Source organism: Rhodanobacter caeni, from assembly GCF_039523575.1.
Classification (GTDB): domain Bacteria; phylum Pseudomonadota; class Gammaproteobacteria; order Xanthomonadales; family Rhodanobacteraceae; genus Rhodanobacter; species Rhodanobacter caeni.
In genome coordinates this window covers 608,497-635,310 of record NZ_BAAAFO010000003.1, presented here as the reverse complement: position 1 = coordinate 635,310, position 26,814 = coordinate 608,497, and the positions used below count along the sequence as shown (strand labels likewise).

Genomic DNA, 26,814 nt, shown 5'->3' with positions numbered 1-26,814 from the left:
TTTGTCGACAGGGCATCCTGCCCTGACGCCAAACTGGCCGGCATCCATGCCGGCCACCCTGCGGGCTTTTCCTCCGCCCGCCCGCCGCTTCAGAGGGGCCCCGGGTAGAGCGCCGCGCCATCGTGGCGCGGACTCGGTACGCCGCGGCTGCGCCGCGGCGAGAGCGCGGCGATGTGCGACTCCCAGGTTTCCTCTTTGCCTCCGATCACCCTGAGCGTAGCCGCGCAGCGGCGAAGTCGAAGGGTGCGGTTGACGGAGGGCCTTCGACTTCGGCCTTCGGCCTACGCTCAGGGAGAACGACTGAGGGATGGCGATGAAGCTGGCGCTTTTGCTTTTGCTTTGCCTTTGCCCTGGCTCCATCCCGAGTGCGGGCCAGGATGGCCCGCTGCTCTACCGGGGCCCCTGTGCGGCGGTGAGTCGGGGTCGACAGGCCGCGCAGCGGGAGCCGATATGGATGTCGGCTCCTTTTCGCCAGGGCAGGCGACGGCATGGATGCCGGAGTTGAGGCAACGCAGGAGCGGTTGCCCGATGCCCTGTCGAAAAGCCCGGCCCCGACTCACCGACTTGCCGGGCACGATGCCCGGCAAGCGCCAAGCGGGGTGGCCTTCTCTTTTGGTTACTTTCTCTTGGCCACGCAAGAGAAAAGTAACTCGAGCGCCGAAGGCGATCGAAAGCTCTTGCTCTGAGGCACACCAAACCAAAAAGCGTCGCGACTGAAGTCGCTCCTACAAGGAGCCGAAGGCATCGCGCACAGGGTGCGCTCCTACGGTTATTTCCGATCGGCGGCGCTCTTGTCGCGGATGGCGCGGAATTCGGAATCACGGCTCCAGTCGGGCCATGCGGCGGAATTGGCCAGGTCGTTGCCTACGGTGTAGAGCAGTTGGAGGTCGCGGGCCATGCCGGTGAACGGCCAGTTGGCCTGCCATTCGTCGGCGGGCTGGTGGTAGCGCTTTTCGGTGTAGTCGTCCTCCGCGGCCTTGCCCGCGGCGATGCCGCCGTCGATCCAGTCGTTGCCGGAGCCGAAGGAGACGGCAGGCACGCCGCGCTTGGCAAACGAGAAATGATCGGAGCGGAAGAAGTAACCGCCCTCCGGTTTCGGGTCGGGCGTGTAGGCCATGCCGTAGGGCTTCGCGTCCGCGATCAGCTTGTCCAGCAAGCCCAGCTTGGCGCTGCCGGAGATGGTGAAGTTGCGCGCGGGGCCGTGCGGATCGAGTGCATCGACGTTGAGCACGCCGGCGGTTTTCGCCAGCGGGTAGAGCGGATTGGCGGCGTAGTACTCCGAGCCGAGCAGGCCTTTTTCCTCGGCGGTGACGGCCAGGAAGATCACCGACCGCTGCGGCCGCGGGCCATGGGCGAAGGCGCGGCCCAGTTCGATCAGCGCCGCGATGCCGGTGGCGTTGTCCACCGCGCCGTTGTAGATGCGGTCGCCGCTGGCGTCGGGGGCGCCCACGCCCAGGTGATCCCAGTGGCCGCTGTAGATCACGGTTTCGTCCGGGCGCTGGCTGCCCTCGATGCGGCCGACGATGTTGTGCGAGGTGATCACCTCGGTGTCGGCCTTGAACCGTGCCGACAACGTTTCGCCCTTCAGCGCCACGGGATGGAAATCGCGCGTTTGCGCCTTTTTCTTCAGCGCGTCGAAATCAAGGCCCGCGCCCTTGAACATGGCCACCGCCAGATCGCGCTGGATCCAGCCTTCCAGTTCGGGATGCACCTCGGCCGGCTTGTCGCGCACGATGTCGAACATCGTGTTGGTGTTGGAGTTCTTCACCGTGGCCCAGCCGTAGGAGGCCGGTACGGTTTCGTGGATCACCAGCATGCCCAGCGCGCCCTGGCGCGCGGCTTCCTCGTACTTGTAGGTCCAGCGGCCGTAGTAGGTCATGGCCTTGCCGCCGAAATCGCCCTTGCCTGTCTCGAAGTCGGGGTCGTTGATCAGCACCACGGCGATCTTGCCGTGCAGGTCCACGCCCTTGTAGTCGTCCCATTGCCGCTCGGGCGCCTTGACGCCGTAGCCCACAAAAACCAGTGGCGCATCGGCGATGGCCACGCCGTGACTGCCGTTGGTGGGCGCGCGCACGGCGATCTGCTCGCCCTGGGTCAGCGCCTGCGGCTTGGCGTCGATGGTGAGCGTCAACTCCGGTGTGCCGACGATCGCGCTGCGCAGCAGCGGCACTGCCTGGGTCCAGCTGCGCTTGCCGTCGACGATGTCGCCGCCGGGCTGCACGCCGGCGGCCTTCATCTGCGCCACCACGTAGTCGATCGTGCGGGTTTCCGCCCGCGTGGCCGGGCCGCGGCCCTCGAACGCATCGGAAGAGAGCGTCTTCACTTCCGCGGACAGGCGCTGGGTGCTGAAGGTGGGCGCGGTGGCCGCGCTCGCCAGCGCGCAGGTGGACAGCGCCAGCGTGGAGAGGATCAGTCGTTTCACGGCCTGCTGCCTGTCGGAAAGGTTCCCCGATGGTAGTCAGCGGCGCGGGGCGTATCCAGGTGCCGGTCGGCACGGTCGCTGCGCCGGATGGCTCAGTTGGACGCCGATACCTGCAGCCGCAGATAGCCTTCGGCGACCAGTGCGTCGAGGTCCGGGGTCAGTGGCAGGTCGGCTGTGCCGGCGGCCGGTGCGTTCAACGCGCGCACGCCGACCCAGCTGTTGCGGCCGTTGTGCTTGGCTGCGTACAGGCACTGATCGGCCAGGCTCACCACGTCCTCCCAGCTGAAGCGCCACGGCTCGGTGGGCAGCACGGGATAACTGGCGAAACCGATCGAGCAGGTGCGGCGAATGAACACGCCGTTGCCCAGGTCGAACTCGTGCTGCGCCATCAGGCGGCGGATGTGCTCGGCGATCACCGGCCCCGATTCGCAACTGGTCCTGCGCGCAATGACCAGGAACTCCTCGCCGCCCCAGCGCACCGGCGTGTCCGTTTCGCGGATGGCGGCCAGCGTGATGTCGCGCAGCTGCGCCAGCACGCGATCGCCTGCCGCGTGACCGTAGTGGTCGTTCACGTCCTTGAAGTGGTCGATGTCGATCAGCAGGAACAGCAGGTTGACGTTGGCGGCCGGGCCCTTGGCTGCATCCGGGCCGAGTTCGCGATAGATGCGCAGCACCGAGGCAACGTCGCGGCCCACGTTTTCCAGCGCGTAGCGGCGGTTCTTCATGCCGGTGAGCGCGTCGGTGATGGTCTGGCGCTGCAGCGCGGCGTTGGCTTCCTCCAGCGCCTGGTTCGAGGCGGAAAGCTCCCGGGTGCGCTGCTCGATCAACCGCGCCAGCTCGCGGTTGCGCCGCTGCAGTACGGCCGAGCGCAACTGGATGCCCAGCGCGGCCAGCAGGTAGGCCAGCACGAAATAGCCCACGTAGGCCCACCAGGTGCGGTACCACGGCGGCAGCACCTGGAAGGAAAATTCCGCTTCCGGGGCGATGTTGCTGAGGAAATCGCGCGAGCGCACGCGAAAGCGGTAGTCACCTTCGTGGATGTTGGTGTAGTCGCGGTAGGTTTCAGTGCTCCAGTCCGACCAGCGCGCATCGGCGCCCTCCAGCCGAACCTGGAAGGTGTTGCCCGTGGGCGCGCGGAAATTCGGCGAGGCGTAATCGAAGCGCAGGCTGTTGTTGCCCCACGGCAGCGTCAGCGTCGGCGGCGCCGCGCTGGCACCGCCCCACAGCACGTGGCCGTTGCCGTCGGAAACCTTGCGCAGCAGGGTGGGCAGCGGCTGGTCGGGCAGCGGCGCGATGGTGGAGTCCAGCCGGTACAGGCCGTCGCTGGAGCCGAACCAGGTGACGCCGTCGGGCTCGGCATAGATGGTGTACATCTCCACGCCGGACAGCGCGCGCAGCGGTTGCGGCTCCCAGTGGTAATGGCCGTTGGCGTCGGCCACGGCCACGCCGGTTTCGCGGATGGTCTTGCTGCCGTCGGCGGTATACATCCAGATCCGTCCGGGCCGGCTTTCGCTGAGCCGCGACAACCGTCGCGAACCCTGCGGGAAAAGGCTGGCGAACGCGGTGTCCGGCAGCAGCTTCTCCTGGCTGGCGTCGTAGAGGTAGATGCCCTGGGCGGTGACCACGTGCAGTCCGGCGCTGAACCGCTGCACCACGGCATAGTTGGGGCTGGCGGGCGAGTCGCGATGCTGCTGGAAGGTTTGCGCCTGCGGCGGCACGCCGTTGCCCGGTTGCCAGCCGTCCGGCAGCGCGAGGCGGATGGCGCCGTTGCTGAGCGTGCCCAGCCAGAGGTTGCCGTGGGCATCGGTGGCCAGCGAACGGATGTCGCCGGAAATGCCGGGAATTCTGCCTTCGTCGATCCACCTGCCGCCATCGCGGCGCATCACCGCCAGCCCGTTGCGCAAGCCCACGAAAACGCGCGACGGCTCGCGCGCCGAGCGCAGCAGCGAGAACGCCACGTCGCCGGTGGCGCACGCCTGGGCGGCGCAGGCGTTGGCGACGCCGTTTCTCACCTCCACCACGCCTTGCGCGGTCGCCGCCAGCAGCGTGTCGCCCATGTCCAGGAAGCTCCAGACCTGGGCGCGGATGCCCTCGAGCGCCACGAATTGCGCATTGCCGTCGGCGCCGCTGCGCAGCTGGAACAGGCCCTTGGTGGTGCCCACGTAAAGCGTGCCCCGGAAACGGCGCATCGCCAGCACGGTGCCGTCCAGCCCGGAGTTGCCCGAGAACAGGGTCAGCGGCGACGCCACCTCGAGGCGGCTGAGGCCGTTGTCCAGGGCCAGCCACAAGCCGTTTTCCCGATCCTGGAACATCGACAGGACGGTGTCGTTGATCAGGCCCTCGTTGCGGCGCAGGCGCTCCAGCAGACGGCCCATGCGGTCGACCAGCAGCACGCCGCCCTGGATGGTGCCCACGGCCAGCGTGCCGTTGGCCAGCCAGTGCGCGTCGTAGAGCTGGTCGTCGTGCAGGATCTTGTTCGTTTCGTTGGGCCAGGCAGCGAGGCGACCTTCGTCGAGCACGAACCAGCCGCGGTCGCGGGTGCCGAGCAGCAGCGGGCCATCGCGCGCGGTCTCGTCGCCCCATGCCACCAGTGCGTGGATTCTTTCGCGGGCGAACCGCGCGCCGCCCCTGACCATCTTCAGCCGGTCGCCGTCCACCTCCATCAGCCCGCGACCTTCGGCACGCACGTAGAACCGGTCGCGCACCTTGAAGAAGTAGTCGAACGAGATGGCGGGCGTCCAGACGTCGATGTGCTTGCCGCGCAACCGGAACACCTGGCTGGTGGTGCCGAAATAGATCCCGTCGGCGGTGACAAACACGCGCCACACGTCGGCGAAGCTGCGGTAGGCAGGGGCGATGCGGTCGAGCAGGGAGACATAGTGCATGCGGCCGTGGGCATCGGGTTCGAGATAGCCGAACTCGCCCACGCATCCCACGTACACGCGGCCGTGCGCGTCCACCGCCAGCGAGCGCACGGTGCTTTGGTTGGGCACGGGGATGCGGCGCCAGCGGGTGCCGTCGAACTCCAGCACACCGTCGTCGCTGTTGCCCACGTAGATCACGCCGCGCTTGTCCTGCGTCACCGCCCAGTTCTGCGGCGCGGCGCCGTAGTCGAGCGGGCTGAAATTGCGCAGCAGCGGCACGCCCGCTTCGCTTGCGTGCTTGCCGGCCGTGGCGGGTGCCGCATGGATCGGGCTCGCCCACAGCCACAGCGAGGCCAGCAAGGTGCCAAGCTTCATCCACGCCGCGCCGGCGCGCGTTGCTCTGGGCAAGGCGCGCGCGGACAGGTCAACAGCGCCAGGCGCCATCGACGGGTGGATGAACATGGTCATGCTGAACGTGACTCCGGCCGATGACATTCCGTCATCGGGAAAGCGATGCATTCCCGCCGCCGGACCTGCACCGATAGCGCGTGGCCTGCTGCGGACCCCATCGATGCTGGCCCTCATCCGGTGCCCGGATTCAACCTGCCCCCCGCCGGCTCCGGCACACATCCATCGGGCGATGGGCGTACGGTAACTGAGCGGCCGTTGCCGCCAAAACTTTAGGCGTTGACCCCCTCAGGCGCGGAAGCGGGCAGGGGTGCCCGACGCGTGGCCGGCGCCGCAGGCGGCGGCAGCGGACGCGGGAGTCGGGACGCACCGTCGAAGGCGCGCAAGCCTTCGACGGCGGGGAGTGAGGCAATCCTCAGTCGGTGCCGATGACCTTGCCGCTGGCCGGGTCCAGCCGCAGCTTCACCTTCTTGCCGGCGGCATTGTCGGCCTTCGCCTTCCACACGCCGTCATCGAAATCCACGTCGTGCACATCGGTATAGCCCTGGGTGGACAGCGATGCGCGCACGTCCGCCTCGCTCAATTTCGACACCTCTTCTTCCGGATACACCTTGCCGGTGGCCGGGTCGATGCGCACGTCCACGTGGTTGCCATCGGCGCTTTTCGCGTCGGCGTGCCACATGCCGTCCTTGAACTCCACGTCGTGGATCTTGGTGTAACCCTGCTCGGTCAATCGGGCCTGCACCTGCGGCGCCGTCATCGACTGCGCCAGGGCTGCCGCGGAAACGCCCAGGCCAAAGCCGCAAGCCAGGGTGGCGGCCGCGGCCTTCATCCAGCGCGGGTGGCAGCGGTTGTGCGGAATCATCTGCGTCATGTCGACATCTCCTGATGGACGGGGCCGGAAGTGTTGGGCGCGCGCGATCAAGTTGCGGTGAACGGGCGATCGGCCCGTGCGCGCGAACCCGCGTGCAACACGTTTTCCACATCCCCGCGACACCCGGCCAGCCACACTGCGATGACGGTCGGTTTGCGCACCGACGCTCTTCGGACCAAATCCATGGGCAATACCAATCTCCCCCAGTTCGGCGCCGCCGGCGCCGACAACAGTCGCGACACCTTGTCCGGCACCGAGCAATTGACCGACCAGCAACGCGGGAAATCCCCCTCGAGCGCTGGCCATACCTATCCGCCGGCCGATGCGGTGCCGGCGCCCGGCCAGTCGCGCGATACCGCCAGGAAGCGGCCGCTCGGCCCGGAGGGAGAGCCCGAGCCAGGCACGGCGCCGGCCACCGATGACCTGCGTGCTTACGCCGGTCACCACAACACGGGCCATTCGCCTTCAGATGCCACCTGAACATCCATCCGAAACCCGGAGCAACCCATGTCCAACGACCGACCCCAGCACCACGCCCAACCCGGCGAGCGCGGACAAGGCGGCGACGACATCCATGTCGATGATCCGAACGCGCCGGCACCGCGGGGCGGTCTTGGCGGGCAAAGCGGCAACGGCCAGGCCACGCCGCACCACGGCCTGCAGCCGCCCGGCGGCGAAGCGGCGTTGAACCCGCCGGTCGGCGGCGCCGTGCCCGCGCCCGACAACGGGCCGAGCTACCAGAGCGGCGGCACCCAGCAGGATCGGGCCCAGAAAAACGCCGAGCGCAAGGCCGACGAGAACGCCAGCGGCTCGCCCAACAACACTACCGGGGCTGCCGATCCGGCACCCGGTTCGCAAGGCGGGCAGAACCCGTAACGCGCCACCTTGATGCATCCGCAGGAGCAACCGATGGACAACAACGCCAATCACCACGATCACAAGACCGCCGGCGAGAACGTGCAGAGTCGGGGCGGCATCGGCCACGAGGCCGCATCGGCGGCCGGCGGAAGCGTGAATCCGCAGGCAGGCTCGCCGCGAGGCGCGGTCGATGTGCCCGGCCCCTCGCTCGACGAGGGCAGCGCACGCGCGCACGACAACCGCGCGCACCACGGCCTGACCGGCGACGACGGTCGCCACCAGGCCACCGACAGCCGCGGCACGCCCGCCTCGACCCAGCCGGGCCCCGGCGCCGACCTGGGCGCCCAGAGCGACCAGCGCCGCCATGCCATCCCCGGCGATCCTGCCGAGCGTGCTACTGGTGCCGACACGCCGAACGAAGGCGGCATCGCCGGTTCCCCCGGCGGCCCGAAAAACGCACCCGAGCGCGTGCCAGGACAAGACCGCGATTCCGACGCCACCACCGGCGGCAGCCAGAGCGGCAACGACCCGCAGCGCGACCAGCAGATCTGAGATCAGCTCATCGAATAGTCATCGACGGCGCCGTGTGCGACGAGCTTTCGAGGTGCACTCGACATCGGACTGCACGAACACCGCGTAAAAAAAGGGCGCGCATTGCTGCGAGCCCTTTCTTCATGCATGGTGGCCGGGGACGGAATCGAACCGCCGACACGGGGATTTTCAATCCCCTGCTCTACCAACTGAGCTACCCGGCCGGAAACCTGGAACCACGAGGCGAACCGTTCGGTTGCCGTTGATGCGTGGAGCCGCGCATTAGACCGAATGCGCGCGTTTTCGTCAAGACTCCGTGTCGGGTGCGACGAAGCCCGGCGGCATGGCGGACTCGCCGCCGAACAGGAATTTCTCCATTTCCTCGCCGAGGTACTTGCGTGCCTGCGGGTCGAGCGGATTGAGCCGGTACTCGTTGATGAGGATGGTCTGGCGCGCCAGCCATTGCTGCCACGCGGGCTTGGATATCTCGGCGTAGATGCGCTGGCCCAGCGGGCCGGGCCAAGGGGCGAAGTCGAGGCCTTCGGCGTCGGCGTCGAGCTTGGCGCAGTGGATGATGCGGGTCATGGGGTTTCCTGAAAGCTTTGCGCCATCTTGCGGTGGCGCGACGGGTTTGCGCTCTGATCGGCATCAAGAGCCTCGTGCGCGTGATGTGCATCCACGCCGTTCTGGAGCAGAGCGCGGACCGGGGCCGGCAAGCCCAGTGCGGCCACGTCGGTGGCGCTGCACCAGCGCAGGTCGGGATTATCGGCGACGGCGGCGTGCGCTGTCGCCCGATCGAACAGCAGCGGTTCGATGCTGAGCCGGTAGTGGCTGAAAACGTGGGTGAAGGCGGCCAGCGCGCGGGCGTCGTCGATGCTTGCGTGCCGTTGCGCGAGACGCCAGGCGTCGTCGGTGCCGGTGGCTTCGGGCAGGCTCCACAGGCCGGACCAGACGCCTTGCGGGCCGCGCCGCTCAAGCAGCACGCGCCCTTCGCGATCGCGCAGCAGGACCATCACGGTGGCGCGGGTGGGCAGGATTTTCGCCGGCTTGCGGCTGGGCAGTTGCGCGGTGAGCTTGTCGCGGTGGGCGACGCAGTCGCTGGCCAGCGGGCAGGCGTCGCAGCGCGGGCGCGAGCGCACGCAGAGCGTGGCGCCCAGGTCCATGATGGCTTGCGTGTAATCGGCCAGTCGCGTGGCAGGCGTGTGGCTTTCGGCGTGCTGCCACAACTGCTTCTCCACCGCGCCTTGGCCGGGGTGGCCATGGATGCCGTGATAGCGGGTGAGCACGCGCTTCACGTTGCCGTCGAGGATGGCGAAGCGCAGGCCGTGCGCTTGCGCCAGGATCGCGCCCGCGGTGGAGCGGCCGATGCCGGGCAGGGCGCTCAAGGCGGCAAAGTCGCGCGGCAGTTCGCCGCCGTGCTGTTCCACGCAGATCCGCGCGGCGCGATGCAGGAAGCGCGCGCGGCGGTAATAGCCGAGGCCCGACCATAACGCCAGCACGGTGTCTTCGTCCGCGGCGGCAAGGTCGCGCAGCGAGGGCAACGCCGCGACGAAACGCTCGAAGTACCCGATGACGGTGGCAACCTGGGTCTGTTGCAGCATGATCTCCGACAGCCACACGCGGTAGGCGTCGCGGCCGTGGCCGTCGCCGGACTGCCATGGCAGATCCTTGCGGCCGTGCTGGTCGAACCAGTGCAGCAGGCGCGCCGCGACGGTCGGCGCAGGGATCACCTGGAAGCCGCCGGCTTTTTCTGCTGCACGGTGGCGGGTGATGCCGGCGCGGCGACGCTGGCCGCCGCGGGCACCTCGTCACCTGCCAGCAGGGTCAGGCCTTCGATGGTGACGCCGCCCATCTCGATCTTCGCGATCTCCGCGTGGCCGCTCCCTGGCGGCACGGTCAGCTGGGTGTTGTCGCCGCTGCCCACGTGGCCCCACCACCGCGCCAGGGCCAGCGGCGGCAACTGCAGGTCGGCGTGGTTGTCGGGGCCGTCGAGCTTCAGCGCGAGCAGCAGCGGCTTGCTCTGGTTGGCGGGCGTCAGCGCCAGCGAAATTGCGTACTGCCCGGCATCGGCGTGATCGAGCGTCCCCGTGAGGCTGGCAGCGGCATCGGCCGCGCCATGCCAGCGCGCGCTGCCGGTCAGTTGCATGCGCGTGGCGACGCCTTGCGACAGATACAGGGCGATGTTTTGCAGTTGCAGCGTGTTACCTTCGATGCGCGGCGTGGCCGACAGGCGCAATTGCAGCGGCACGCCATCGGCCGTGTTGGCGGAGATGCTGAGCGGAAACGGCACCCCGGATGCCAGGCTGCCCGCTTCCAGCGAGAGATTGCCCAGCAGCAGTTGATCGCCGCGCACCACGCTGCCGTGGTCGATGCTCACGCCGGTATCGATGCGCGGGATGTCCGGCGGCCTGTCCTGCGCGCGCGCGGGCAATGCGTTGATCCATGCCTGCAGGGCATCCAGATCCACCCGTGGCGAATCGATCTCCAGCCGGGTGATCACCGTGGGGCCGCCCAGCAAGGTGCGCCAGGGCAGCGCCAGGCGTCCGCCGGAAGCGAGCAGGATGGGCGTGGTGGCGCCCTGCGCGTTGAGCGTGATGCCGTGCAGGTCCAGCGCCGGGCGCGGAAACAGCGACGGGCTCGCCGGCCGCGCGAGGTTGAGTTCCAGCCCCGCGTTGGCGGCCTGGTTCTGCAGCATCGCGGTGAAGCGATCGGGCTGCAGCAGCACGTAAACCGCGCCCACCAGCAGCAGCAACACCGCCAGCGCCGTGGCACCGATGATCGCGAATATCCTTCGCCACCGCGGGCTCATCGCCCATCCCCGCGCCAGCAAGGTCGACGCCAGCCGCGGCTGGCGCCGGTCATCCGGAACGTGCCTGGGTTCAATCACGACCGAGGCTGGCCGGGAGCAGGCCGTCGACGTATGCCTGCGCATCGAACGTACGCAGGTCGGTGGCGCTTTCGCCCAGCCCCACGAAGCGGATGGGCAGCCCGAACTCGCGCGCCAGCGCAAACACCACGCCGCCCTTGGCGGTGCCGTCCAGCTTGGTCACCACCAGGCCGGTGACGCCTACGATCTCGCGGAACTGGCGCACCTGGTTCACCGCGTTCTGGCCGGTGGTGCCGTCGATCACCATCAACACCTCGTGCGGCGCGTCGGCGTCGAGCTTCTTCAGCACGCGGGCGATCTTGCCCAGCTCGTCCATCAGGCCGCCTTGCGTGTGCAACCGCCCGGCGGTATCGGCAATGAGCACGCCGGTGCCGCGCGAGCGCGCCGCCTGCAGCGCGTCGAAGATCACGCTGGCCGCATCGGCGTCCTGGCCCTGCGAAATGACCGGTACCTTGTTGCGTTCGCCCCAGGTTTTGAGCTGCTCCACCGCCGCCGCGCGGAAGGTGTCGCCGGCGGCCAGCATCACCGTGTGGCGCTCGTCGCTCCAGCGGCGCGCCAGCTTGCCGATGGTGGTGGTCTTGCCGGCGCCGTTGATGCCCACCACCAGCACCACGAAGGGTTGGCGGCCGGCGACCTGCAGCGGTTTTTCCACCGGCTTCAGCAGCGCGACCAGCGCCTGGCGCAACGCGTCCAGCAGCGCCGCCGCGTCGGCGAATTCGCGCTTGTGCATGCGCTTGCGCAGGCCTTCCACCAGCGTGGTGCTGGCTTCGACGCCCACGTCGGCGGTGATCAGCGTGGTTTCCAGCTCGTCCAGCAGATCGTCGTCGAGCCGGGGGTTGCGCACGAACAAGCTGCCGAGCCCGCGCGCGAACGCGTTGCCCGCCAGGCGCTCGCGCCAGCTGCGCCTGGCCGGCGCTTCGGCGCTGGCGGACGGCGTCTCCGCAACGGGTGCCGGTTCGTCGAGCGTGCCGAACGGCGTGGGGATCTCGGTCAACGCCACCGGCAACTCCGGCAAGCCGCTTTCGGGGGCGGTGGCGTCTGCTCCGGTGCCGGCTTCGGGCAGCTGCGGTTCCTGCGCGTCCTCCGTCGGGGCCGAGGCGGTTTCGGTCGGCTTTTTCTTCCAGAATTTGAGCATTGCGGGCGCGATTCAAAGACAATGGGCGGCATGCTATCACCCCAACCTGTACTGCCCGCTGAGGATGTTTCGGCCGTTTTGCGCGCGTGGCGCCGCCGCGGATGGCGCTCGTGAATGCCGCCAGGCGGGGCGCGCCCGGCCGCATCCGCATCATCGCCGGCAGCTTGCGCAATTCGCGGCTCGATGTGGCGGATGTGCCGGGCCTGCGGCCCACCGCCGAACGATTGCGCGAGACGCTGTTCAACTGGCTGGCGCCCAGCATCGAGGGAGCGCGCGTGCTGGATCTTTGCGCGGGCACCGGTGCGCTGGGCATCGAGGCCTTGTCGCGTGGCGCGGCCAGCGTGCAATTTGTCGAACGCGAGGCGCGGGTGGCGCGGGCGATCGAACAGAACCTGGCCCGGCTCAAGCAGACCGGCGGCGCGGTGGCCGCACTCGATGCGCAGGTATTCCTGCGTGGGACGGCGCGGCAGTACGACCTGGTGCTGCTGGATCCGCCCTTTGCGCTGGGCCTGTGGGATGCGCTGGCGCAACAGCTGGAACAGGGCGGCTGGCTGTCCACGGCCGCATGGATCTACGTGGAATCGCCGCGGGCGCCGACGCCGGCGCTGCCCGCGAACTGGCGGCTGCAGCGGGAAAGCCATGCCGGTGACGCGCGCGGCGCGCTTTATCGCCGTGGCTGAGCGCCTCGTCACGGCGCTGGCGCCAAGCGGCTGGCGCATCCGTTAAGCTAGGGACCCGGGCGGCTTTCTTCGTCCAGGCTCCCAGGGCCCAGGCCTTCATCTACAGGCGTTGCTGAACTCGTGGACAAACCTTTGGGCAATTCGCGCCTGGCTGTCTATCCAGGCACCTTCGATCCGATCACCAATGGCCACGCCGACCTGGTGTCGCGCGCCGCCACCTTGTTCGATCACGTGGTCGTGGCCGTGGCGGACAGCTCCAGCAAGGGCCCGACCTTCAGCATCGCCGAACGGATCACCCTGGCGCGGCTGGCGCTGGCGGATCTGCCGAACGTGGAAGTGCGCGGTTTCGATTGCCTGCTGGCCACCTTCGTGCAGGACATCGGCGCCGGCGTGATCATTCGCGGCTTGCGCGCCGTGTCGGATTTCGAATACGAGTTCCAGCTGGCCAGCATGAACCGGCATCTCATTCCGCAGGCCGAGACGCTGTTCCTGACGCCGGCCGAGCAATACAGTTTCATCTCCTCCTCGCTGGTGCGCGAGATCGGCCGCCTCGGCGGCGAGATTTCCGGTTTCGTGCATCCGGCGGTACAACAGGCCATGCGTCAGCGCTGGCAGAAAAGCCGCACCGGCTTCAACAACCAACCCGAAACAGAAGGTGACCACCATGCGTAAGTTCGCACTCCTCGCCGCCGTCGCGCTGACCGCTGCCTTGACCCTGTCCGCCTGCGGCAAGCATGAGGACGAGCAGCAGGCCGCGTCCGCCCAGGCCGCCCAGGTAACCCGCCCGACCGACAAGAACGACACCGAGGGCTGGAACAAGTACCTGGTGCAGCTGCTGCAGAAGAACCTGCAGGGCATGACCGCCTCGCAGCCGTACGCCTACCTGGTCACCGCTGGCGAGACCGACGAGGAGAAGGCGCAGAACGATCGCCAGCTGTCCACCGTGCAGGACACCGTCGCCCGTGGCGTGCTGCCGGGCAATCTGCTGGCGTTCGCCGGCCCGGATTCGAGCAAGACCGCCGACCTGGTGGTGACCGCCTTCACCGGTGCCAAGCCCGGTTCGTTCAAGGACGTGATCGTGCTGTTCATCGGCGACAAGGCCGACGAGCAGCGCGTGGCGGACGCGATCAAGCCCACCGGCGCCACGTTCCGCTTCGTGCAGATGTAGGAACCGGGGGTGAGTGAAGAGGAGTGAGGAGTGAGAGTAAAGCCGGGCAGGCGGCGCGCTTTGCTTCCTCTCGCTTCTCGCTCCTCTTCACTCGCTCCCCGCTTGCCGTCATGTCCCTGAAAATCCTCGACACCTGCGTCAATTGCGATGTTTGCGAACCGGCCTGCCCGAACAAGGCGATCTCGCTGGGCGAACAGTTCTACGTGATCGATCCGGCCCTGTGCACCGAATGCGTGGGCCATCACGACGAGCCGCAATGCATGGTGGTCTGCCCGGTCGAGTGCATCATCACCGACCCTGAGCACATCGAGTCGCACGATCAACTCGATCTCAAATACCGCCACCTGATGGCGATGGAGCCCGCCGCATGAGTTTCCCGCCGCGTTGGCCAACCTTGCCCGGACGCGTTCTCCTGGCGAGCCTCCTGCTCACCTGCGGCGTGGCGCTGGCCGCCGACGGCGCGCCGCGTGTCGCGCCGGCAGAAACCGCCGCCGCCCAACCGGTCCAGCGTCCGGGGCATTCGGCCGTGGCCAGCGCGAATTTCCTGGCCACCGATGCGGGCCTGGAAATACTGGCCAAGGGCGGCAACGCGTTCGACGCGGCGGTGGCGGTGGCGTCCACCTTGTCCGTGGTCGAGCCGGAAAGCTCGGGCATCGGCGGCGGTTTCATGGCCGTGCTGCACCGGGCCAGCGATGGCCGCAACGTCTTCATCGACGCACGCGAGACCGCACCCGCGGCGGTGAACCCGAAGGATTACCTCAACCCCGACGGCACGCCCAACCGCGATGCGGCCTTGAAAGGTCCGCTGTCGGCGGGCATTCCCGGCGAGCCGGCCGGCCTGGTGCTGATCGCCGAACGCTATGGCAAGTTGCCGCTGGCCCAGTCGCTGGCGCCCGCGATCCGACTGGCACGCGACGGTTTCAAGCCCGATTCGCGCCTGCGCGGCGCGATTGCCGGCCAGCAGAAGGATCTCGAGCGCTGGCCCGCCTCGGCAGCCAAGTTCCTGCCCGGTGGCAAGCCGCCGGCGGAGGGCAAGCTGTGGCGCGATCCGGACCAGGCGCGGACGCTGCAGGCCATCGCCGACCACGGCAACGACGGCTTCTATCGTGGCCCCATCGCGCAGAAGCTGGTGGACGCGGTGCGTGCGGCCGGCGGCAACTGGACCCTGGCCGATCTCGAAAGCTATCGCGCCAAGGAGCGCGAGCCGATCAGCGTCGACTACCGCGGCTACCGCATCATCACCGCGCCGCCGCCGTCCTCCGGTGGCGTGGCCATCGCCGAGATCCTCAACATCCTGTCCGGCTTCGAGCTGGACAAGCTCGACCAGGCCCATCGCGTGCACCTGATCGTGGAGGCGATGCGTCGCGCGTTCCGCGACCACAACGACTACCTGGGCGACCCGGATTTCGTGAAGATGCCGCTGGACATGCTGCTGTCGCCGTTCTACGCCGACGGCCTGCGCCAGAGCATCCTGCCCAGCAAGGCCACGCCGTCGTCGATGCTGCCGCACGAAACCGTGCGCGATCCGGGCATGCACACCACGCATTTCTCGATCATCGACAAGGACGGCAACATGGCCGCGGTGACCTCCACCGTGAACTACGTGCTGGGGTCCACCTTCGTGGCCGAGGGCACCGGCGTGCTGCTGAACGACGAGATGGACGACTTCGCGCTGGTGCCGGACAAGCCGAATGTCTACGGCCTGCTGGGCAGTGCGGCGAACGCGCCCGAAGGCGGCAAGCGGATGCTGTCGTCGATGTCGCCCAGCCTGGTGATCGGCGCCGACCGCAGCGCGGTGATCGGCTCGCCCGGCGGCTCCACCATCATCACCCAGGTGCTGGAAGGCATCCTGCATTTCATCGACGGCCAAAGCGCGCGGCAGATCGTGGCGCACAAACGTTTCCACCACCAGTTCCTGCCGGATGTGGTGGACGTGGAGCCGGGCATGTTCGACCAGGCGACCAGCGCCAGGCTCACCGCGATGGGCTACACGCTGAACGATCGCCAGCCGTGGGGCTTCATGAACGTGGTGACGTGGGACCATCGCACCAACAAGCTCGATGCCGCCAGCGATCCGCGCCGGCCATCCGGGTCAGGCAGGGTGCAATAGGCCGGCGGCCGCCAGGAGTGATCGAGCGGAGGTCGTCGCCGCGATCCGCTTGGCCCGTACCTTGCTTGATAGCGGAGTCGTGGTCGCGATCGGCGCCGTTTTCGGCTGTCGGTCGCTCGACCGCCCCGTGATCGTGGCAATGGAGTATCACTTTGTGACGGAACTGGTCCCGCCCGCAGGCGATTGCGCCGACGAAGGCGTGCGAGTGTGCGGCGTGCATCGACGCGCGCCGCGCCGACCTTCGTCGGGCCCCGTCCTGCACGGAGCGCCGGCCTGATGTTGCCGGCGTGGAACGACGCCATGCGCGGGCGACTCTTGCGGCTGGTGGGTGCGCTTCTGCTGCTCGCCGGCATCGGCTGGGCCGCGACCACCGAGCGCGGCATCATCACCTACCGCGACGCGATGAGCCGCCATGGCGGGCAGCTGGTGGACCTGGGTGCATCCGCCCTGCCGCAAGCGGGCCAGGCCGGGTATCTCGCGCGAGTGAGCGGCATGCCGCGGGTAGTGGTGGCGCCACGCGATCCGGAGTTCAACCTGCGCCGGGACACGCCCGTGCTCATTCGCCATGTGGAAATGTTCCAGTGGCGCGAGCTTCGTTTTGGCGGCAGCACCGACTACGAGCTCGACTGGGTGGGCGAGCCGGTCGATTCCAGCCAATTCGAGCGGCCGGCCGGGCATGCCAATCCGGGCGGCTTCCCGATCGCCGGGCGGCGGTTCGTGGCCGATCGCGTGCAACTGGGCGGCTTCACGCTGGACCCGGCGCTCGTCCATGCGCTGCCCGGCAGCGAGCGGGTGCAGCCGGACCTGAAGTCGCTGCCGGCCAATCTCGCGGCCACGTTCGTGCCGTACGACGGCTACCTCGTCACCAGCGCCAACCCCGGCGATCCGCATCGCGGCGATCTGCGGGTGAGCTGGGAGGAGGTTCCGCTGCAACCGGTGACCGTGGTGGCGCGCATCGACGGCGATCGCCTGGTGCCAGCGACAAACACCACCGACGGCAAGGGCTTTGCGGTGGAAGTGGGCGATCGTTCGCTGCTGGACATGTTCCCCGACCTGCCCGAACCGCCCACGCTCGTCTTTGTCTGGCGCCTGCTCGCCGTGTTTGTCGCCGCGCTGGGCGCCTACCTGATGCTGTCAGGCCACCGCGGAATCCAGCGCGATTTTCCGCTGTCGCTGGCAGTGGGCACACTGGTGGTCAGTGCCACGGCGACCGTGCTGTGGCTGGGCAGCGACACCCTGCCCATGCTGTGCTGGCTGCTGGTGGCCCTGTTGAGCGTGCTGGCGACGATCTGGTATTTGCGGCATACCCGTTGAGGCCGGGAATCGGGAATCGGGATTCGGGATTCGGGGATCTGGATCGGGGGCTTTGTAGGAGCGACTTCAGTCGCGACGCTTTTGCTGTTCAGGGCAAGAGCGTCGCGACTGAAGTCGCTCCTACAGTCGTCGGTCCCACGGCCGCCCGGGCAGGGGCGCGCGGATCAGTTCTCGGCGTGGCCGTTGGCGCTGGCGTAGACTTGGTCGGCCCACTGCGCGGCTTCGAGATAGATCGTGGCCATGCGCTGGATGCGCTGCGGTTGGGCGTGTTCGCTGGTCATCTTGCCCGCTTCCCACGCCAGGATCTGTTCCAGCAACGGGCCGAACGGGCCGCCGTGGCGGGTCAGCGCGTCGCTGATTTCCGGCACCAGCCGCAGGTGCGTGAGCAGGAACTCCATCGGTGCGCACATCAGCGTGTCCAGCAGCGAAAACAGGCCCACGGTGAAGGCCATTTCCTCGTGGCCGTGCGGCATGCCGCTGGCCAGCTTTTCGCACATGTGGGCGCGGATCAGCGCCGCGCGCAGCAGTTCGGGCGGACGGTCGTCCATGCTGCACAACGACATCGTGTCGATCCAGTTGCGCATGCGGGTGACGCCGAAGAAGATCGCCGCCTGCTGCACCGACTTCAGCTGGCGCGGCAGCGCGAAATAGGCGGAGTTGACGCAGCTCAGCAGCTTGTAGCTCAGCACCGCATCGTCACGGATGATGTTGCCCAGCTCGACCGGGCCGGGGTTGTTTTCCTGCAGCGCGCGCATCAGGCGCAGCATGCTGAGGCGGCTGGCGGTGAGCACCGGTACGGCGACCGGTTGCGGAATCAGCAGGTAGCGGCCCTGGATCGCCTGCAGCGGCAGTTCCAGGCAGCGCTCATAGGTGGCGTGGTCGTTGACCTGGTCGGCCACCACCCAGATACCGCGGGCGTGCAGCAGTTCGGTGCGCTGGCGCAGCACCTCGGGCGACAGCAGGCTGGCGTCCAGCCGTACGAACTGCACGATCTGCATCAGCGATTCGATCGCCAGGCTGCCGTCCAGCTCCAGGTCGCCGGCATCGAGCATCAGCTGGCAACCGCGCTGCGACATCAGCTGCAGGCGCTTCATCAGCGGGGCGTTGTCGGCCACTTGCGGCTGCAGCAGCAGGCCGATGCGCGGCTGGTGCAGCAGCACGTCGGAATCTTCCGGCAGCAGTTCGGCGGGCAGGTTGAGGAAGGCGCGGTTGCCGCGGACCAGCCGGGTAAGTGCACCGTCGGTCAGCGTGGACAGTACGCGCTGGAGCAGGGTGTGTTCGTCGTCCGGTTCGCGATGGAAGGTGATTTCGTAGGCAAACAACTGCCGCTCGCGATCCAGCATGGGCACGCGCAAGACCGGCAGCGGGGTGGTCATCGCTATGGGGAGCGGGATGTTACCGGCATCGGGCAAGGCGGACATAGGAAGGGAGCCGTTTGGGGAAACGTCGAATTTGCTCATGTTCTTCAATCGCACTGAATACGAAAACGCGTTGCATGCTTTGGCGGCAGGGAGACGCAGTCTGCGGAAAGGCGGACTGCACCATGCTCATGCCTGCGCCAGCACTTGCGATCGGAGACTGCCGCGGAGGCCACCGGTGGGGCCATACAGCCCGGTCTCGCCGGCGTGTCCGGTCAATATCGAGAGCGCCTGGCGTACCTGGCCCAGGCGCTGGTTCACGGCGCGGCCGTTGCTCTGGTTGAGCTGCTGGCAGCGGCGCAAGCCCTGCAGTACCTGCGCCCAGGTGGCGTCCAGTCGGGTGGCGGCGGCCGGTGCCTCGCGGCTCAGCTGTTGCCGTTCGGCATCGAGCTGTTCCAGCTGCAGCATGAGTTTCTGCTTGCCGGCGCCGGCTTCGCCCAGGGCGTCGCTGTTGCCGGCATTCAATGCCGTGCGCTCGTTCTCCAGCACCTGCATCAGCTGGGTGATGGCCTGCTGCATGTCACCGAGCACGGCGCCCAGCGCATCGCCCAGTTCGCCCTGCAGCGGCCGGTTCATACGGCACCCGTGCCGAGCTGGCGCTCGAAGGACAGCATGCGGTCGGCGATGCGGCCCGGATCAACCTGGTAGGTGCCGTTGGCCAGCGCCTGGCGGATCTGCTCGACGCGCTTGCTGTCGATGGCGGAGGAGGTGTCCAGGCGCGCGGCCTCCTGCAGTGCCCGCGCCGAATCGGTCAGCTTGAGCTGGTCGTCCGACTGGGGCGAGGCGGGGGCGTTGCCGCCGGTGGCAGCGGTGGTGGATGCCGATGCATTCGCGGTGGCGCCGGTTGCCTGGGGAAAATTCGGCAAGCCATTGTTTTGAATGGAAGTGGTCATCGATCCTTCTCGCTGCAAAATGAGCCCTGTGTCACACACATCGGCCGCGTAACCGGAAACTTTAGGGTGCGCCGGGAAATTGACTTCAGGGCAGGGCGGTGACCACGCCGGGCGCGCTGACCATGGCATCGACGATCTTGCCGGAGTTTTCGTTGCGGACCCGCAGGCGGGCGCCATTGTCGCCGCTGCCCAGTGCCACACCGTCGGCGCGAACCTCAATGCTACCGAGCCGTGCCACCAGCTGTACATGGTCGCCCGCGCGCACCATGCGTCGTCCGCCCAGCGCGCCGGGGCTCAGGACGGCATCCTTGGGCAGAGATCGCGACAGGGTGCGGCCGGCCACCTGCTGCAGGTTTTCCACGTAGCCGTAGCCCAGGCGGGTGATGTCGCGCTCTTCCTGGCGAACGTCGGCCAGGCTGAGGCCGTCGCCGCGCTGCAGCGCGTGGCTGGTTACCAGCACGGTGCGGAACAGTTCCAGTTGCACCGGCACGCGCACGCTCCAATGGCGCGGTTGCGTGCACTGCACCTGCACGCTCATGTGCGAGGGCGGGGTGGCGCGGTCGGGTACGGTGGCGATAAGCGGTTGCGCGCAGTCGTCCAGCTTCAGGCGCATGTCGAGCGGTTCGGTACGCACCACGACGCGGTTGCCCGGCATGGCGTAATGCTGGCGCACCGCCTGTTCGGCGGCGGCTCTTATGGCATCGGGCGATTGTGCCGCCCATGCGGGGCTGGCGCAGCCCGCCGCCCACGACAGCGCGCACCACGTTGCGGCGAGCCGGAGGCCGGAACGTGGCGCGTCCTGCTTCATGCTTCGGCCAGCAGCGTGCCCAGCTGCGCCAGCAAGGCCTCGCGGCCGGCTTCCAGTTGTTGCGACAGCGCGGTGGCTTCGTCCATTTGGCCGTCGCACACCAGGGTGATGAAGCGCTGGCTCTGTTCGCACAGCGCGGTGCCGCTTTCGTCGAGCGCGGCGCTGGCCGGCTTGTTGCGATGCAGGGCGGTCAGGCGGCGGACGGTGCGGTTCAGGGAATGCGTGTCGAACCAGCGCCGGTCCAGCGCGCTGGGGTCGAGCAGGGCCAGTTCCATCGCCTGGCGCAGGCTGGCGGCGCTCTCGCGTACGGTCAGGCTGAGGCTGGCCGGGTCGTTGCCGCTTTCGCTTTCCAGCCAGTCCAGGCCCAGCCGGTGCGCCAGCAGCGCGGCGCGGTTGAGCGATTCGGCCTGGCGGCGGGCCTCGATGCCGCGACGCTGCAGCGCGCCGAGCGCCGCCTGCGTGGTGGTGGCGCGCGCATGCTGCACGTCATGATTCTGCAGCACGCCGGCGACGCGGCCGTGGGCGGTGCGCAGCGCTTCGCCGCCCTCGTGCAGGGCGCTGCTGGCCTGGCCAACGCCGGCTTGCGCGCGCTCCAGTTGCTGCAGACCGTGCTGCACGTCGCCGTCCAGTTGCAGCGAGAAATCGCCGATGGAACCGGTGACGGTTTCGATCTCGGTGGTGGTGAGGGTGGTTTTCTCCGCCAGTTGCTTCACTTCGTCGGCGACCACCGCAAAGCCGCGGCCCGCCTCGCCGGCGCGGGCGGCCTCGATCGCGGCATTCAGCGCGACCAGGTTGGTCTGGTGGGCGATTTCCTGCACCACGCCGGTGAGCTTGCGGATCTGCGCCACCTGCTCGGCCAGCCGGCTCTGGTTGCGGTTCATGGCCGACAGCGCGCTGCGCAGCAGGCGCAACTGGCCGTCGAGTTCGCTGACGCTGCCTTCGCCGGCCTGCCCGGCCTGGGCGGCCAGGTCCAGGTCGGTGCCGATCTGGCGCAACGCCGTCGAGATCCCGGCGCTGCCGTCCGTCAAGCGATCGACGCTGCTGCGGCTTTCGGTGGCGGCCTTGTCCAGCGCACTCTGCTCGCGCGATAGCTGCTGTACCGCGGCCAGCACCAGGCTTTGCTGCTCCATGGCCTGCAGCGCGACCGCCGCCGGTGGCTGGCTGGCGACGCGCGCCAGCAACGGCGCGATCGCCTGCGCGGCGCGCGGATACTTGCGCCGCAGTGTCGCCACCTGCGTCTCGTCGCCAGCGGCGGCTGCCTGCACCAGGGCGGTGAGGTGCGAGTTCCAAATCAAGCTCATGGGCAAACGGTGACCTTATGGATAGGCGAGGGTGCTGGGAGCCTGTCTGGCTTTGGCTGGCCGGCCTGCGAATCCGCCTGTGCGGTCCATATTCCCGCCGATCCTTGGTCCATAGCACCACTATGGACCGGCGAATCGTCGGGAATCTGTCCTCACACAGCCGAATTCTCGGCTCGGCCACCAAAGCCAGACAGGCTCCTGAAGCTGCATCGTCAGTCAATGTCGAAACTTGAGCAAGCAAGTCATATGCCACTTTGCCTTTGCTGCGGCTTGCACGGGCGCCGCGCTCAAGTGCGGCGCCGCGCGGCCGATAGGCAGATCTGGAACCGCGTGGTGCGGTTGGGCGCCTGAGGAATCTGCATGAGCGGCACGCTGCTGGACACGGTGGAACGGCACACCCGGCTGGCCGGGCACAACCGGGTGGCGATGCTGCTGTTTACCCTGGGCGACAAGCAACTGTTCGGCATCAACGTGTTCAAGGTACGCGAGGTGTTGCGCCGGCCGCCGCTGGAGCGCATGCACGGCGTGCACGAGTTGCTGGCCGGCAGCTGCGACTACCGCGGCCAGACCATTCCGGTGATCGACCTGGCCGCGGCGCTGGGCTATGCGCCGCTGCGCGAGGTGGAGTCGGCGCACCTGATGGTTACCGAGTTCAGCCGCTCGATGCAGGGCTTCCTGGTGTCCGATCTGCTGCGCATGGTGCATTGCGATGGCGAATCGCTGGTGGCGCCGTCCGGCGCGCTGGGGTTTGGCGCGCGGGTGAATGCGGTGACGCGCGTGGATGGCGCGCTGATGGCGGTGATCGACGTGGAGCATGTGCTGGCCAGCATCGATGCCGGTCCGGCGGAGTTGTCCGCGCAGATGCAGCGCATGTCCGAAGACACCATGCTGAGCCCTCGCCGCATCATGGTGGTGGATGACTCGGTGATCGCGCGGCGCCGGCTGGTGGCGCTGTTCAAGCAGATGAATATCGAATGCGTGGTGGCGCAGGATGGCCGCGAGGCGCTGGAAAAGTTGCTGGAACTGGTCGATGCCGACCCTGCCGAAGGCGTGAAGCTGGTGGTGTCCGACATCGAGATGCCGCGCCTGGACGGCTACGCGCTGACCCGGGCGATCCGCGAGACGCCGTCGCTGCGCCAGCTCAAGGTGGTGCTGCACAGCTCGCTCAGCGGGCTGTTCAACCAGGCGATGGTGAAGGAAGTCAACGCCGATCGCTTCGTGGCGAAGTTCCAGCCTGATCTGCTGGCCAAGGCGGTGCTCGATCTGTTGCCGGATCACGAGGAGGCGTAGGCAAGAGCGCCCTCTTCCGCCCTTCGGGCACCTTCTCCCGCAAGCGGGAGAAGGAAAAGCACTGCACGCCCCAGCTGTTCCCTTCCCCCGCTTGCGGGGGAAGGTGCCGAAGGCGGAAGGGGGCGCTTTTTCAGCGTCAACAAACCGTCTCCACCCCTGCGCCTCATTTCCGACGCGCCGGGCAAACCCCCGCAAACCCAGTCACAGCAAGGCTTTCAGCGTGGTGGCATGCAATTTGCCTCCTGCTCCGTGCGGCAACAGCACGCGGAGCGAAACGATGAGCCTGATCCCCGACAACCTGTTTGGCATCCATACCCGGGCCCTGGACCTGTGGCAGAACCGTACCGAGGTTCTGGCCAACAACCTGGCCAATGCGGACACGCCCGGATTCCAGGCCCGCGACATCGATTTCCGCAAGGTGCTGGCGGCGGCCAGCGACAGCGCCGGTGGCGCAGGCTCGCTTGCGCTGCAGGCGCCCACGCCCGGGCAGATCGGCGCAGGCAGCTCCACAGCGGCGGGCACGCCGCTCTCCTGGCGCACGCCCACGCAACCGAGCATGGACGGCAACACCGTCGACGAGCAGGTCGAGCAGGCCGCCTTCGCCGCCAATGGCGTGCATTACCAGGCGAGCCTTTCCTTCATCACCGCGCAGATCCGCATGCTGCGCACCGCCATCGAGGGGCAGGGCTGATGTCTCTTTTCTCCATATTCAACGTGGCCGGCTCCGGCATGGCCGCCCAGTCGACCCGGCTCAACACCGTGGCCAGCAACCTCGCCAACGCGGACAGCGTGGCCAGCACGCCGGAAGCCGCCTATCGCTCGCGCGAGCCGCTGTTTGCGGCGGTGCAGAAGCAGTTCGGCAGCCAGGCGGTCGACAACGGCCAGGGCGTGCAGGTGCTAGGCGTCACCGAGAGCCAGGCCGCCATTCCCAGCCGCTACGAGCCGGGCAACCCGATGGCCAACGCCGACGGCTACGTCTTCTCCAGCAACGTCAACCCGGTCGACGAGCTGGTCAACATGATCTCGGCCTCGCGCTCCTACCAGAACAACGTCGAGGTGATGAATTCCACCCGCCAGCTGATGCAGAAGACGCTGGACCTGGGCAAGTAAAGCACCGCGCGAGGCACATGAGATGAGCGATATCGCAATCAACGGCACCGGTTCGGCGGCTACCACCGCCGCCTCCCGCAGCAAGGACAAGGCGCTGAGCCAGTCCGATTTCCTGAGCCTGCTGGTGCAGCAGATGCGCAACCAGGACCCGACCCAGCCGATGGATTCATCGCAGATGGTCAGCCAGCTGGCGCAGATCGGCCAGGTGTCGGCCACGCAGTCGCTGCAGAGCTCGTTCGATGCGCTGAGCGCCTCGATGCAGGGCAACCAGCTGTTGCAGGCCAGCAGCATGGTGGGGCGCAGCGTCACCGTTCCGTCGGCCGCGGGCCAGCTGCGCGATGGCGGCCTCGATGGCGCGGTGAACGTGCCCGACGGCGGCGGCAGCGTGCTGGTGCAGGTCACCGACAAGGACGGCAACGTGCTGCGCACGCTGAACCTGGGCACGCCGGCATCCGGCCTGGTGTCGTTCCACTGGGACGGCAAGGGCGACGACGGCACGCCACTGGCCAATGGCACGTATGGCCTCAAGGCGCAGGCAGGCAACACCGCGGTGGCCACCTACGTCAGCGGCAAGGTGGCCGGCGTGGGCATGACCGGCGCCGACGGTGCGTATCTGGATGTGGACGGTTTTGGTGGGGTCCTGCTGAGTCAGGTCGCGCAGATCAACTGAGGCCCCGCGGGGCTACAACACTGAGGAATTATCCCGATGGCTTTCAATATCGCACTGAGCGGCCTCAACGCGGCGTCCGCCGATCTCGAGGTTACCGCCAACAACATCGCCAACACCGCCACTACCGGCTTCAAGGGCTCGCGCGGCCAGTTCGCCGAGCTGTTCAACGCCTCCGGCCCCAACCTCAGCGCCACCCAGGTCGGTAGCGGCGTGCGCCTGACCAACGTGGCCCAGCAGTTCACCGCCGGCAGCATCGAGACCACCGACAACAGCCTGGATTTCGCCATCAGCGGCGAGGGCTTTTTCACGCTGAAGGACGGCAAGGGCTACTCCTACACCCGCGCCGGCGCGTTCCAGAAGGATGCCAACGGCTTCGTCACCAACGCCACCGGCCAGCGCCTGCAGATCTACCCGGCCAATGCCAACGGCACCTTCGACAACAGCACGCTGAGCGACCTGCAACTGCTGACCTCGCAGAACGCCGCCAAGGCCACCAGCAAGGTGCAGATGTCGCTGAACCTGCCCTCGGACGCCACCGCGCCGGCCACCGCGTTCGACATCACCGACGCCACCAGCTTCAACCAGTCCACCCCGTTCACCGTGTATGACTCGCTGGGCGCCACCCACAGCGGCACCGTGTATTTCGTCAAGGACGCGGCAGCCAACCAGTGGACCACGCGCCTGTACGTCGATGGCACGGATACCGGCGCCACGCAGACGCTCACCTTCAACAGCAGCGGTGCGCTGGTCGCGCCGGCCAACGGCCAGCTGACGTTCCCGGCGGTGACCGTGAACCCCGGCTCCGATCCGATGCAGCTGACCTTGGACATGACCAAGGCCACCCAGTTCGGCAACACCTATTCGGCCAGCGCGATCAATCCGGACGGCTATCCCACCGGCATCCTGTCCAGCATCGACGTCTCCAGCGAAGGCGTGGTGCAGGCGAAGTATTCCAATGGCCAGACCACCTCGCTGGGCCAGCTGGCGCTGGCGCAGTTCTCCAACCAGCAGGGCCTGCGTCAGCTGAACAACACCAACTGGGCGGCGTCGTACGACTCCGGCACCGCGGTGATGGGTGCGGCCGGCAGCGGTACCTACGGCGTGGTGCAGTCCGGCGCGCTGGAGGCTTCCAACACCTCCGACCTCACCGCGCAGCTGGTCAACATGATCAAGGCGCAGCGCAACTACCAGGCCAACGCGCAGGTGATCCAGGCCGACAACAAGCTCACCCAGACCATCATCAACCTGGGCAACTAAAGCCCCGACCCTTCGCTGACCCACGGAACCCGCCATGGACCATTCCCTCTATGTAGCCATGACCGGCGCCACGCAGATGATGCGGGCGCAGTCGGAGGTGGCGCACAACCTCGCCAACGCCGACACGGTGGGTTTCAAGGCGCAGATGTCCGCCTTCCAGCCGCTGGCGGTGCAGGGGCAGGGCCTGCCCACGCGCGTCAACGGCGTGGCCTACGGGCAGGGCGTGGACATGCGCCAGGGCAGCCAGATCGACACCGGCCGCGAGCTGGACGTGGCCGTGCAGGGCGCCGGCTGGATCGCGGTGCAGGCGCCCGACGGCAGCGAGGCCTACACCCGTGCCGGCGGCCTGAAACTCACCGCCGACGGCCTGCTCACCGATGACCGCGGCAATCCTGTAATGGGTGACGGCGGCCCGATCACCGTGCCGCAAAGCACGCAGATGTCGATCGGCGCCGACGGCACGCTGTCGGTGGTGCCGATGGGACAGACGCCGGAAACCATTGCCGCGGTCGGCCGCATCAAGCTGGTCAACCCCGACGTGGCCGAGCTGGCGCAGGGCACCGACGGCCTGATGCACCTGGTCGGCGGCGGCACCGCTCCCACCGATCCGACGGTCACCGTGAAGTCGGGCGCGCTGGAGTCGAGCAACGTCAACCCGTCCGAGACGCTGGTGCAGATGATCCAGCTGTCGCGCCAGTACGAACTTCAGATCCGCTCGATCAAGAGCGCCGACGAGAACGCGCAGTCCGCCTCGCGGCTGCTGCAGATGACCTGATCCATCAGATAGACATCCAGACGTCCAAACGGAGTCAAACG

General features: G+C 67.9%; 27 protein-coding genes and 1 tRNA gene. 15 read left to right on the top strand and 13 right to left on the bottom strand.

Annotated features, from left to right (window positions below):
- Nucleotides 1-769: 769 nt before the first annotated feature.
- The 3 genes from ABD017_RS11530 to ABD017_RS11520 all read right to left on the bottom strand — a co-directional run bounded on the left by ABD017_RS11530 (nucleotide 770) and on the right by ABD017_RS11520 (nucleotide 6,568).
- Nucleotides 770-2,422, bottom strand: coding sequence for a M28 family metallopeptidase (locus tag ABD017_RS11530; RefSeq protein ID WP_343882894.1), 1,653 nt, complete (start codon nucleotides 2,420-2,422; stop codon nucleotides 770-772).
- Nucleotides 2,423-2,514: 92 nt separating this feature from the next.
- A complete protein-coding gene (locus ABD017_RS11525) occupies nucleotides 2,515-5,754 on the bottom strand; it encodes a diguanylate cyclase (RefSeq protein ID WP_343882893.1) in 3,240 nt (1,079 codons plus the stop codon).
- 355 nt (nucleotides 5,755-6,109) lie between these two features.
- Complete coding sequence (locus ABD017_RS11520) at nucleotides 6,110-6,568, bottom strand: PepSY domain-containing protein (RefSeq protein WP_343882892.1); 459 nt, start codon at nucleotides 6,566-6,568, stop codon at nucleotides 6,110-6,112.
- A 183-nt stretch (nucleotides 6,569-6,751) separates the two neighbouring features.
- Between ABD017_RS11520 and ABD017_RS11515 the strand changes: the two genes are divergently transcribed.
- The 3 genes from ABD017_RS11515 to ABD017_RS11505 are packed head-to-tail and all read left to right on the top strand — an operon-like array spanning nucleotide 6,752 to nucleotide 7,978.
- Complete coding sequence (locus ABD017_RS11515; RefSeq protein ID WP_343882891.1) at nucleotides 6,752-7,048, top strand: hypothetical protein; 297 nt, start codon at nucleotides 6,752-6,754, stop codon at nucleotides 7,046-7,048.
- Nucleotides 7,049-7,075: 27 nt separating this feature from the next.
- A complete protein-coding gene (locus ABD017_RS11510; protein WP_343882890.1) occupies nucleotides 7,076-7,444 on the top strand; it encodes a hypothetical protein in 369 nt (122 codons plus the stop codon).
- A gap of 33 nt (nucleotides 7,445-7,477) precedes the next feature.
- Nucleotides 7,478-7,978 (top strand): hypothetical protein, encoded by a 501-nt coding sequence (locus tag ABD017_RS11505; protein WP_343882889.1) that lies wholly within the window; start codon nucleotides 7,478-7,480, stop codon nucleotides 7,976-7,978.
- 127 nt (nucleotides 7,979-8,105) lie between these two features.
- Here ABD017_RS11505 and ABD017_RS11500 read toward each other — a convergent pair.
- The 5 genes from ABD017_RS11500 to ftsY all read right to left on the bottom strand — a co-directional run bounded on the left by ABD017_RS11500 (nucleotide 8,106) and on the right by ftsY (nucleotide 11,979).
- Nucleotides 8,106-8,181, bottom strand: a tRNA-Phe gene (locus ABD017_RS11500).
- Between the two features lie 82 nt (nucleotides 8,182-8,263).
- Nucleotides 8,264-8,542: an oxidative damage protection protein gene (locus ABD017_RS11495; protein ID WP_343882888.1), complete on the bottom strand. Its 279-nt coding sequence runs from the start codon at nucleotides 8,540-8,542 to the stop codon at nucleotides 8,264-8,266.
- The gene (mutY, locus tag ABD017_RS11490; protein WP_343882887.1) at nucleotides 8,539-9,687 is read right to left on the bottom strand and encodes an A/G-specific adenine glycosylase; all 1,149 of its coding nucleotides are present in this window, start codon (nucleotides 9,685-9,687) and stop codon (nucleotides 8,539-8,541) included. The genes ABD017_RS11495 and mutY overlap by 4 nt, the downstream gene beginning before the upstream one ends.
- Nucleotides 9,684-10,766 carry an AsmA family protein gene (locus tag ABD017_RS11485; protein WP_343882886.1) on the bottom strand — a complete coding sequence of 361 codons (1,083 nt, stop codon included), beginning with the start codon at nucleotides 10,764-10,766 and terminating at the stop codon, nucleotides 9,684-9,686. The genes mutY and ABD017_RS11485 overlap by 4 nt, the downstream gene beginning before the upstream one ends.
- 70 nt (nucleotides 10,767-10,836) lie before the next feature.
- Nucleotides 10,837-11,979, bottom strand: coding sequence for a signal recognition particle-docking protein FtsY (gene ftsY / locus ABD017_RS11480; protein ID WP_343882885.1), 1,143 nt, complete (start codon nucleotides 11,977-11,979; stop codon nucleotides 10,837-10,839).
- A gap of 101 nt (nucleotides 11,980-12,080) precedes the next feature.
- On the opposite strand from ftsY, the gene rsmD reads away from it, so the two are divergent.
- The 6 genes from rsmD (at nucleotide 12,081) to ABD017_RS11450 (ending at nucleotide 17,251) form a co-directional block, all read left to right on the top strand.
- Complete coding sequence (rsmD, locus tag ABD017_RS11475) at nucleotides 12,081-12,659, top strand: 16S rRNA (guanine(966)-N(2))-methyltransferase RsmD (protein WP_343882884.1); 579 nt, start codon at nucleotides 12,081-12,083, stop codon at nucleotides 12,657-12,659.
- A 132-nt stretch (nucleotides 12,660-12,791) separates the two neighbouring features.
- Nucleotides 12,792-13,331 (top strand): pantetheine-phosphate adenylyltransferase, encoded by a 540-nt coding sequence (coaD, locus tag ABD017_RS11470; RefSeq protein WP_343883104.1) that lies wholly within the window; start codon nucleotides 12,792-12,794, stop codon nucleotides 13,329-13,331.
- On the top strand, nucleotides 13,324-13,827 hold the full coding sequence (locus tag ABD017_RS11465; protein ID WP_343882883.1) for a hypothetical protein: 504 nt from the start codon (nucleotides 13,324-13,326) through the stop codon (nucleotides 13,825-13,827). Before coaD ends, ABD017_RS11465 begins: the two co-directional genes overlap by 8 nt.
- Nucleotides 13,828-13,937: 110 nt before the next feature.
- The gene (locus ABD017_RS11460; protein ID WP_343882882.1) at nucleotides 13,938-14,198 is read left to right on the top strand and encodes a YfhL family 4Fe-4S dicluster ferredoxin; all 261 of its coding nucleotides are present in this window, start codon (nucleotides 13,938-13,940) and stop codon (nucleotides 14,196-14,198) included.
- Nucleotides 14,195-15,937: a gamma-glutamyltransferase gene (gene ggt, locus ABD017_RS11455; protein WP_343882881.1), complete on the top strand. Its 1,743-nt coding sequence runs from the start codon at nucleotides 14,195-14,197 to the stop codon at nucleotides 15,935-15,937. Before ABD017_RS11460 ends, ggt begins: the two co-directional genes overlap by 4 nt.
- Before the next feature lie 300 nt (nucleotides 15,938-16,237).
- Nucleotides 16,238-17,251: a TMEM43 family protein gene (locus ABD017_RS11450; protein ID WP_343882880.1), complete on the top strand. Its 1,014-nt coding sequence runs from the start codon at nucleotides 16,238-16,240 to the stop codon at nucleotides 17,249-17,251.
- 164 nt (nucleotides 17,252-17,415) lie between these two features.
- Here ABD017_RS11450 and ABD017_RS11445 read toward each other — a convergent pair whose 3' ends face one another.
- The 5 genes from ABD017_RS11445 to ABD017_RS11425 all read right to left on the bottom strand — a co-directional run bounded on the left by ABD017_RS11445 (nucleotide 17,416) and on the right by ABD017_RS11425 (nucleotide 21,671).
- Entirely contained in the window at nucleotides 17,416-18,627 is a 1,212-nt protein-coding gene (locus ABD017_RS11445) for an EAL and HDOD domain-containing protein (protein ID WP_343882879.1), read from the bottom strand.
- Nucleotides 18,628-18,798: 171 nt separating this feature from the next.
- Entirely contained in the window at nucleotides 18,799-19,245 is a 447-nt protein-coding gene (locus ABD017_RS11440) for a flagella synthesis protein FlgN (protein WP_343882878.1), read from the bottom strand.
- On the bottom strand, nucleotides 19,242-19,562 hold the full coding sequence (flgM, locus tag ABD017_RS11435; RefSeq protein WP_343882877.1) for a flagellar biosynthesis anti-sigma factor FlgM: 321 nt from the start codon (nucleotides 19,560-19,562) through the stop codon (nucleotides 19,242-19,244). The genes ABD017_RS11440 and flgM overlap by 4 nt, the downstream gene beginning before the upstream one ends.
- An 85-nt stretch (nucleotides 19,563-19,647) precedes the next feature.
- On the bottom strand, nucleotides 19,648-20,370 hold the full coding sequence (flgA, locus tag ABD017_RS11430; RefSeq protein ID WP_343882876.1) for a flagellar basal body P-ring formation chaperone FlgA: 723 nt from the start codon (nucleotides 20,368-20,370) through the stop codon (nucleotides 19,648-19,650).
- On the bottom strand, nucleotides 20,367-21,671 hold the full coding sequence (locus ABD017_RS11425) for a methyl-accepting chemotaxis protein (RefSeq protein ID WP_343882875.1): 1,305 nt from the start codon (nucleotides 21,669-21,671) through the stop codon (nucleotides 20,367-20,369). Before ABD017_RS11425 ends, flgA begins: the two co-directional genes overlap by 4 nt.
- A gap of 360 nt (nucleotides 21,672-22,031) precedes the next feature.
- On the opposite strand from ABD017_RS11425, the gene ABD017_RS11420 reads away from it, so the two are divergent.
- The 6 genes from ABD017_RS11420 to flgF all read left to right on the top strand — a co-directional run bounded on the left by ABD017_RS11420 (nucleotide 22,032) and on the right by flgF (nucleotide 26,773).
- On the top strand, nucleotides 22,032-22,961 hold the full coding sequence (locus ABD017_RS11420; RefSeq protein ID WP_343882874.1) for a chemotaxis protein: 930 nt from the start codon (nucleotides 22,032-22,034) through the stop codon (nucleotides 22,959-22,961).
- Nucleotides 22,962-23,238: 277 nt separating this feature from the next.
- A complete protein-coding gene (gene flgB, locus ABD017_RS11415) occupies nucleotides 23,239-23,652 on the top strand; it encodes a flagellar basal body rod protein FlgB (protein ID WP_343882873.1) in 414 nt (137 codons plus the stop codon).
- Complete coding sequence (gene flgC / locus ABD017_RS11410; protein WP_343882871.1) at nucleotides 23,652-24,071, top strand: flagellar basal body rod protein FlgC; 420 nt, start codon at nucleotides 23,652-23,654, stop codon at nucleotides 24,069-24,071. The genes flgB and flgC overlap by 1 nt, the downstream gene beginning before the upstream one ends.
- A 22-nt stretch (nucleotides 24,072-24,093) precedes the next feature.
- Nucleotides 24,094-24,741 carry a flagellar hook assembly protein FlgD gene (locus tag ABD017_RS11405; protein ID WP_343882870.1) on the top strand — a complete coding sequence of 216 codons (648 nt, stop codon included), beginning with the start codon at nucleotides 24,094-24,096 and terminating at the stop codon, nucleotides 24,739-24,741.
- 36 nt (nucleotides 24,742-24,777) lie between these two features.
- The gene (gene flgE, locus ABD017_RS11400) at nucleotides 24,778-25,998 is read left to right on the top strand and encodes a flagellar hook protein FlgE (RefSeq protein ID WP_343882869.1); all 1,221 of its coding nucleotides are present in this window, start codon (nucleotides 24,778-24,780) and stop codon (nucleotides 25,996-25,998) included.
- 34 nt (nucleotides 25,999-26,032) lie between these two features.
- Nucleotides 26,033-26,773 carry a flagellar basal-body rod protein FlgF gene (flgF, locus tag ABD017_RS11395; protein WP_343882868.1) on the top strand — a complete coding sequence of 247 codons (741 nt, stop codon included), beginning with the start codon at nucleotides 26,033-26,035 and terminating at the stop codon, nucleotides 26,771-26,773.
- The last annotated feature ends 41 nt before the right edge of the window (nucleotides 26,774-26,814 follow it).

What these genes read in the sequence shown, in the direction of transcription:
- ABD017_RS11525 (WP_343882893.1), bottom strand. Translation starts at nt 5,754, where the DNA reads ATGACCATGTTCATCCACCCGTCGATGGCGCCTGGCGCTGTTGACCTG.
- ABD017_RS11520 (WP_343882892.1), bottom strand. Translation starts at nt 6,568, where the DNA reads ATGACGCAGATGATTCCGCACAACCGCTGCCACCCGCGCTGGATGAAG.
- ABD017_RS11515 (WP_343882891.1), top strand. Translation starts at nt 6,752, where the DNA reads ATGGGCAATACCAATCTCCCCCAGTTCGGCGCCGCCGGCGCCGACAAC.
- ABD017_RS11510 (WP_343882890.1), top strand. Translation starts at nt 7,076, where the DNA reads ATGTCCAACGACCGACCCCAGCACCACGCCCAACCCGGCGAGCGCGGA.
- ABD017_RS11505 (WP_343882889.1), top strand. Translation starts at nt 7,478, where the DNA reads ATGGACAACAACGCCAATCACCACGATCACAAGACCGCCGGCGAGAAC.
- ABD017_RS11495 (WP_343882888.1), bottom strand. Translation starts at nt 8,542, where the DNA reads ATGACCCGCATCATCCACTGCGCCAAGCTCGACGCCGACGCCGAAGGC.
- ABD017_RS11485 (WP_343882886.1), bottom strand. Translation starts at nt 10,766, where the DNA reads ATGAGCCCGCGGTGGCGAAGGATATTCGCGATCATCGGTGCCACGGCG.
- ftsY (WP_343882885.1), bottom strand. Translation starts at nt 11,979, where the DNA reads ATGCTCAAATTCTGGAAGAAAAAGCCGACCGAAACCGCCTCGGCCCCG.
- rsmD (WP_343882884.1), top strand. Translation starts at nt 12,081, where the DNA reads ATGGCGCTCGTGAATGCCGCCAGGCGGGGCGCGCCCGGCCGCATCCGC.
- ABD017_RS11465 (WP_343882883.1), top strand. Translation starts at nt 13,324, where the DNA reads ATGCGTAAGTTCGCACTCCTCGCCGCCGTCGCGCTGACCGCTGCCTTG.
- ABD017_RS11460 (WP_343882882.1), top strand. Translation starts at nt 13,938, where the DNA reads ATGTCCCTGAAAATCCTCGACACCTGCGTCAATTGCGATGTTTGCGAA.
- ggt (WP_343882881.1), top strand. Translation starts at nt 14,195, where the DNA reads ATGAGTTTCCCGCCGCGTTGGCCAACCTTGCCCGGACGCGTTCTCCTG.
- ABD017_RS11450 (WP_343882880.1), top strand. Translation starts at nt 16,238, where the DNA reads ATGCGCGGGCGACTCTTGCGGCTGGTGGGTGCGCTTCTGCTGCTCGCC.
- ABD017_RS11445 (WP_343882879.1), bottom strand. Translation starts at nt 18,627, where the DNA reads ATGACCACCCCGCTGCCGGTCTTGCGCGTGCCCATGCTGGATCGCGAG.
- ABD017_RS11440 (WP_343882878.1), bottom strand. Translation starts at nt 19,245, where the DNA reads ATGAACCGGCCGCTGCAGGGCGAACTGGGCGATGCGCTGGGCGCCGTG.
- flgM (WP_343882877.1), bottom strand. Translation starts at nt 19,562, where the DNA reads ATGACCACTTCCATTCAAAACAATGGCTTGCCGAATTTTCCCCAGGCA.
- flgA (WP_343882876.1), bottom strand. Translation starts at nt 20,370, where the DNA reads ATGAAGCAGGACGCGCCACGTTCCGGCCTCCGGCTCGCCGCAACGTGG.
- ABD017_RS11425 (WP_343882875.1), bottom strand. Translation starts at nt 21,671, where the DNA reads ATGAGCTTGATTTGGAACTCGCACCTCACCGCCCTGGTGCAGGCAGCC.
- ABD017_RS11420 (WP_343882874.1), top strand. Translation starts at nt 22,032, where the DNA reads ATGAGCGGCACGCTGCTGGACACGGTGGAACGGCACACCCGGCTGGCC.
- flgB (WP_343882873.1), top strand. Translation starts at nt 23,239, where the DNA reads ATGAGCCTGATCCCCGACAACCTGTTTGGCATCCATACCCGGGCCCTG.
- flgC (WP_343882871.1), top strand. Translation starts at nt 23,652, where the DNA reads ATGTCTCTTTTCTCCATATTCAACGTGGCCGGCTCCGGCATGGCCGCC.
- ABD017_RS11405 (WP_343882870.1), top strand. Translation starts at nt 24,094, where the DNA reads ATGAGCGATATCGCAATCAACGGCACCGGTTCGGCGGCTACCACCGCC.
- flgE (WP_343882869.1), top strand. Translation starts at nt 24,778, where the DNA reads ATGGCTTTCAATATCGCACTGAGCGGCCTCAACGCGGCGTCCGCCGAT.
- flgF (WP_343882868.1), top strand. Translation starts at nt 26,033, where the DNA reads ATGGACCATTCCCTCTATGTAGCCATGACCGGCGCCACGCAGATGATG.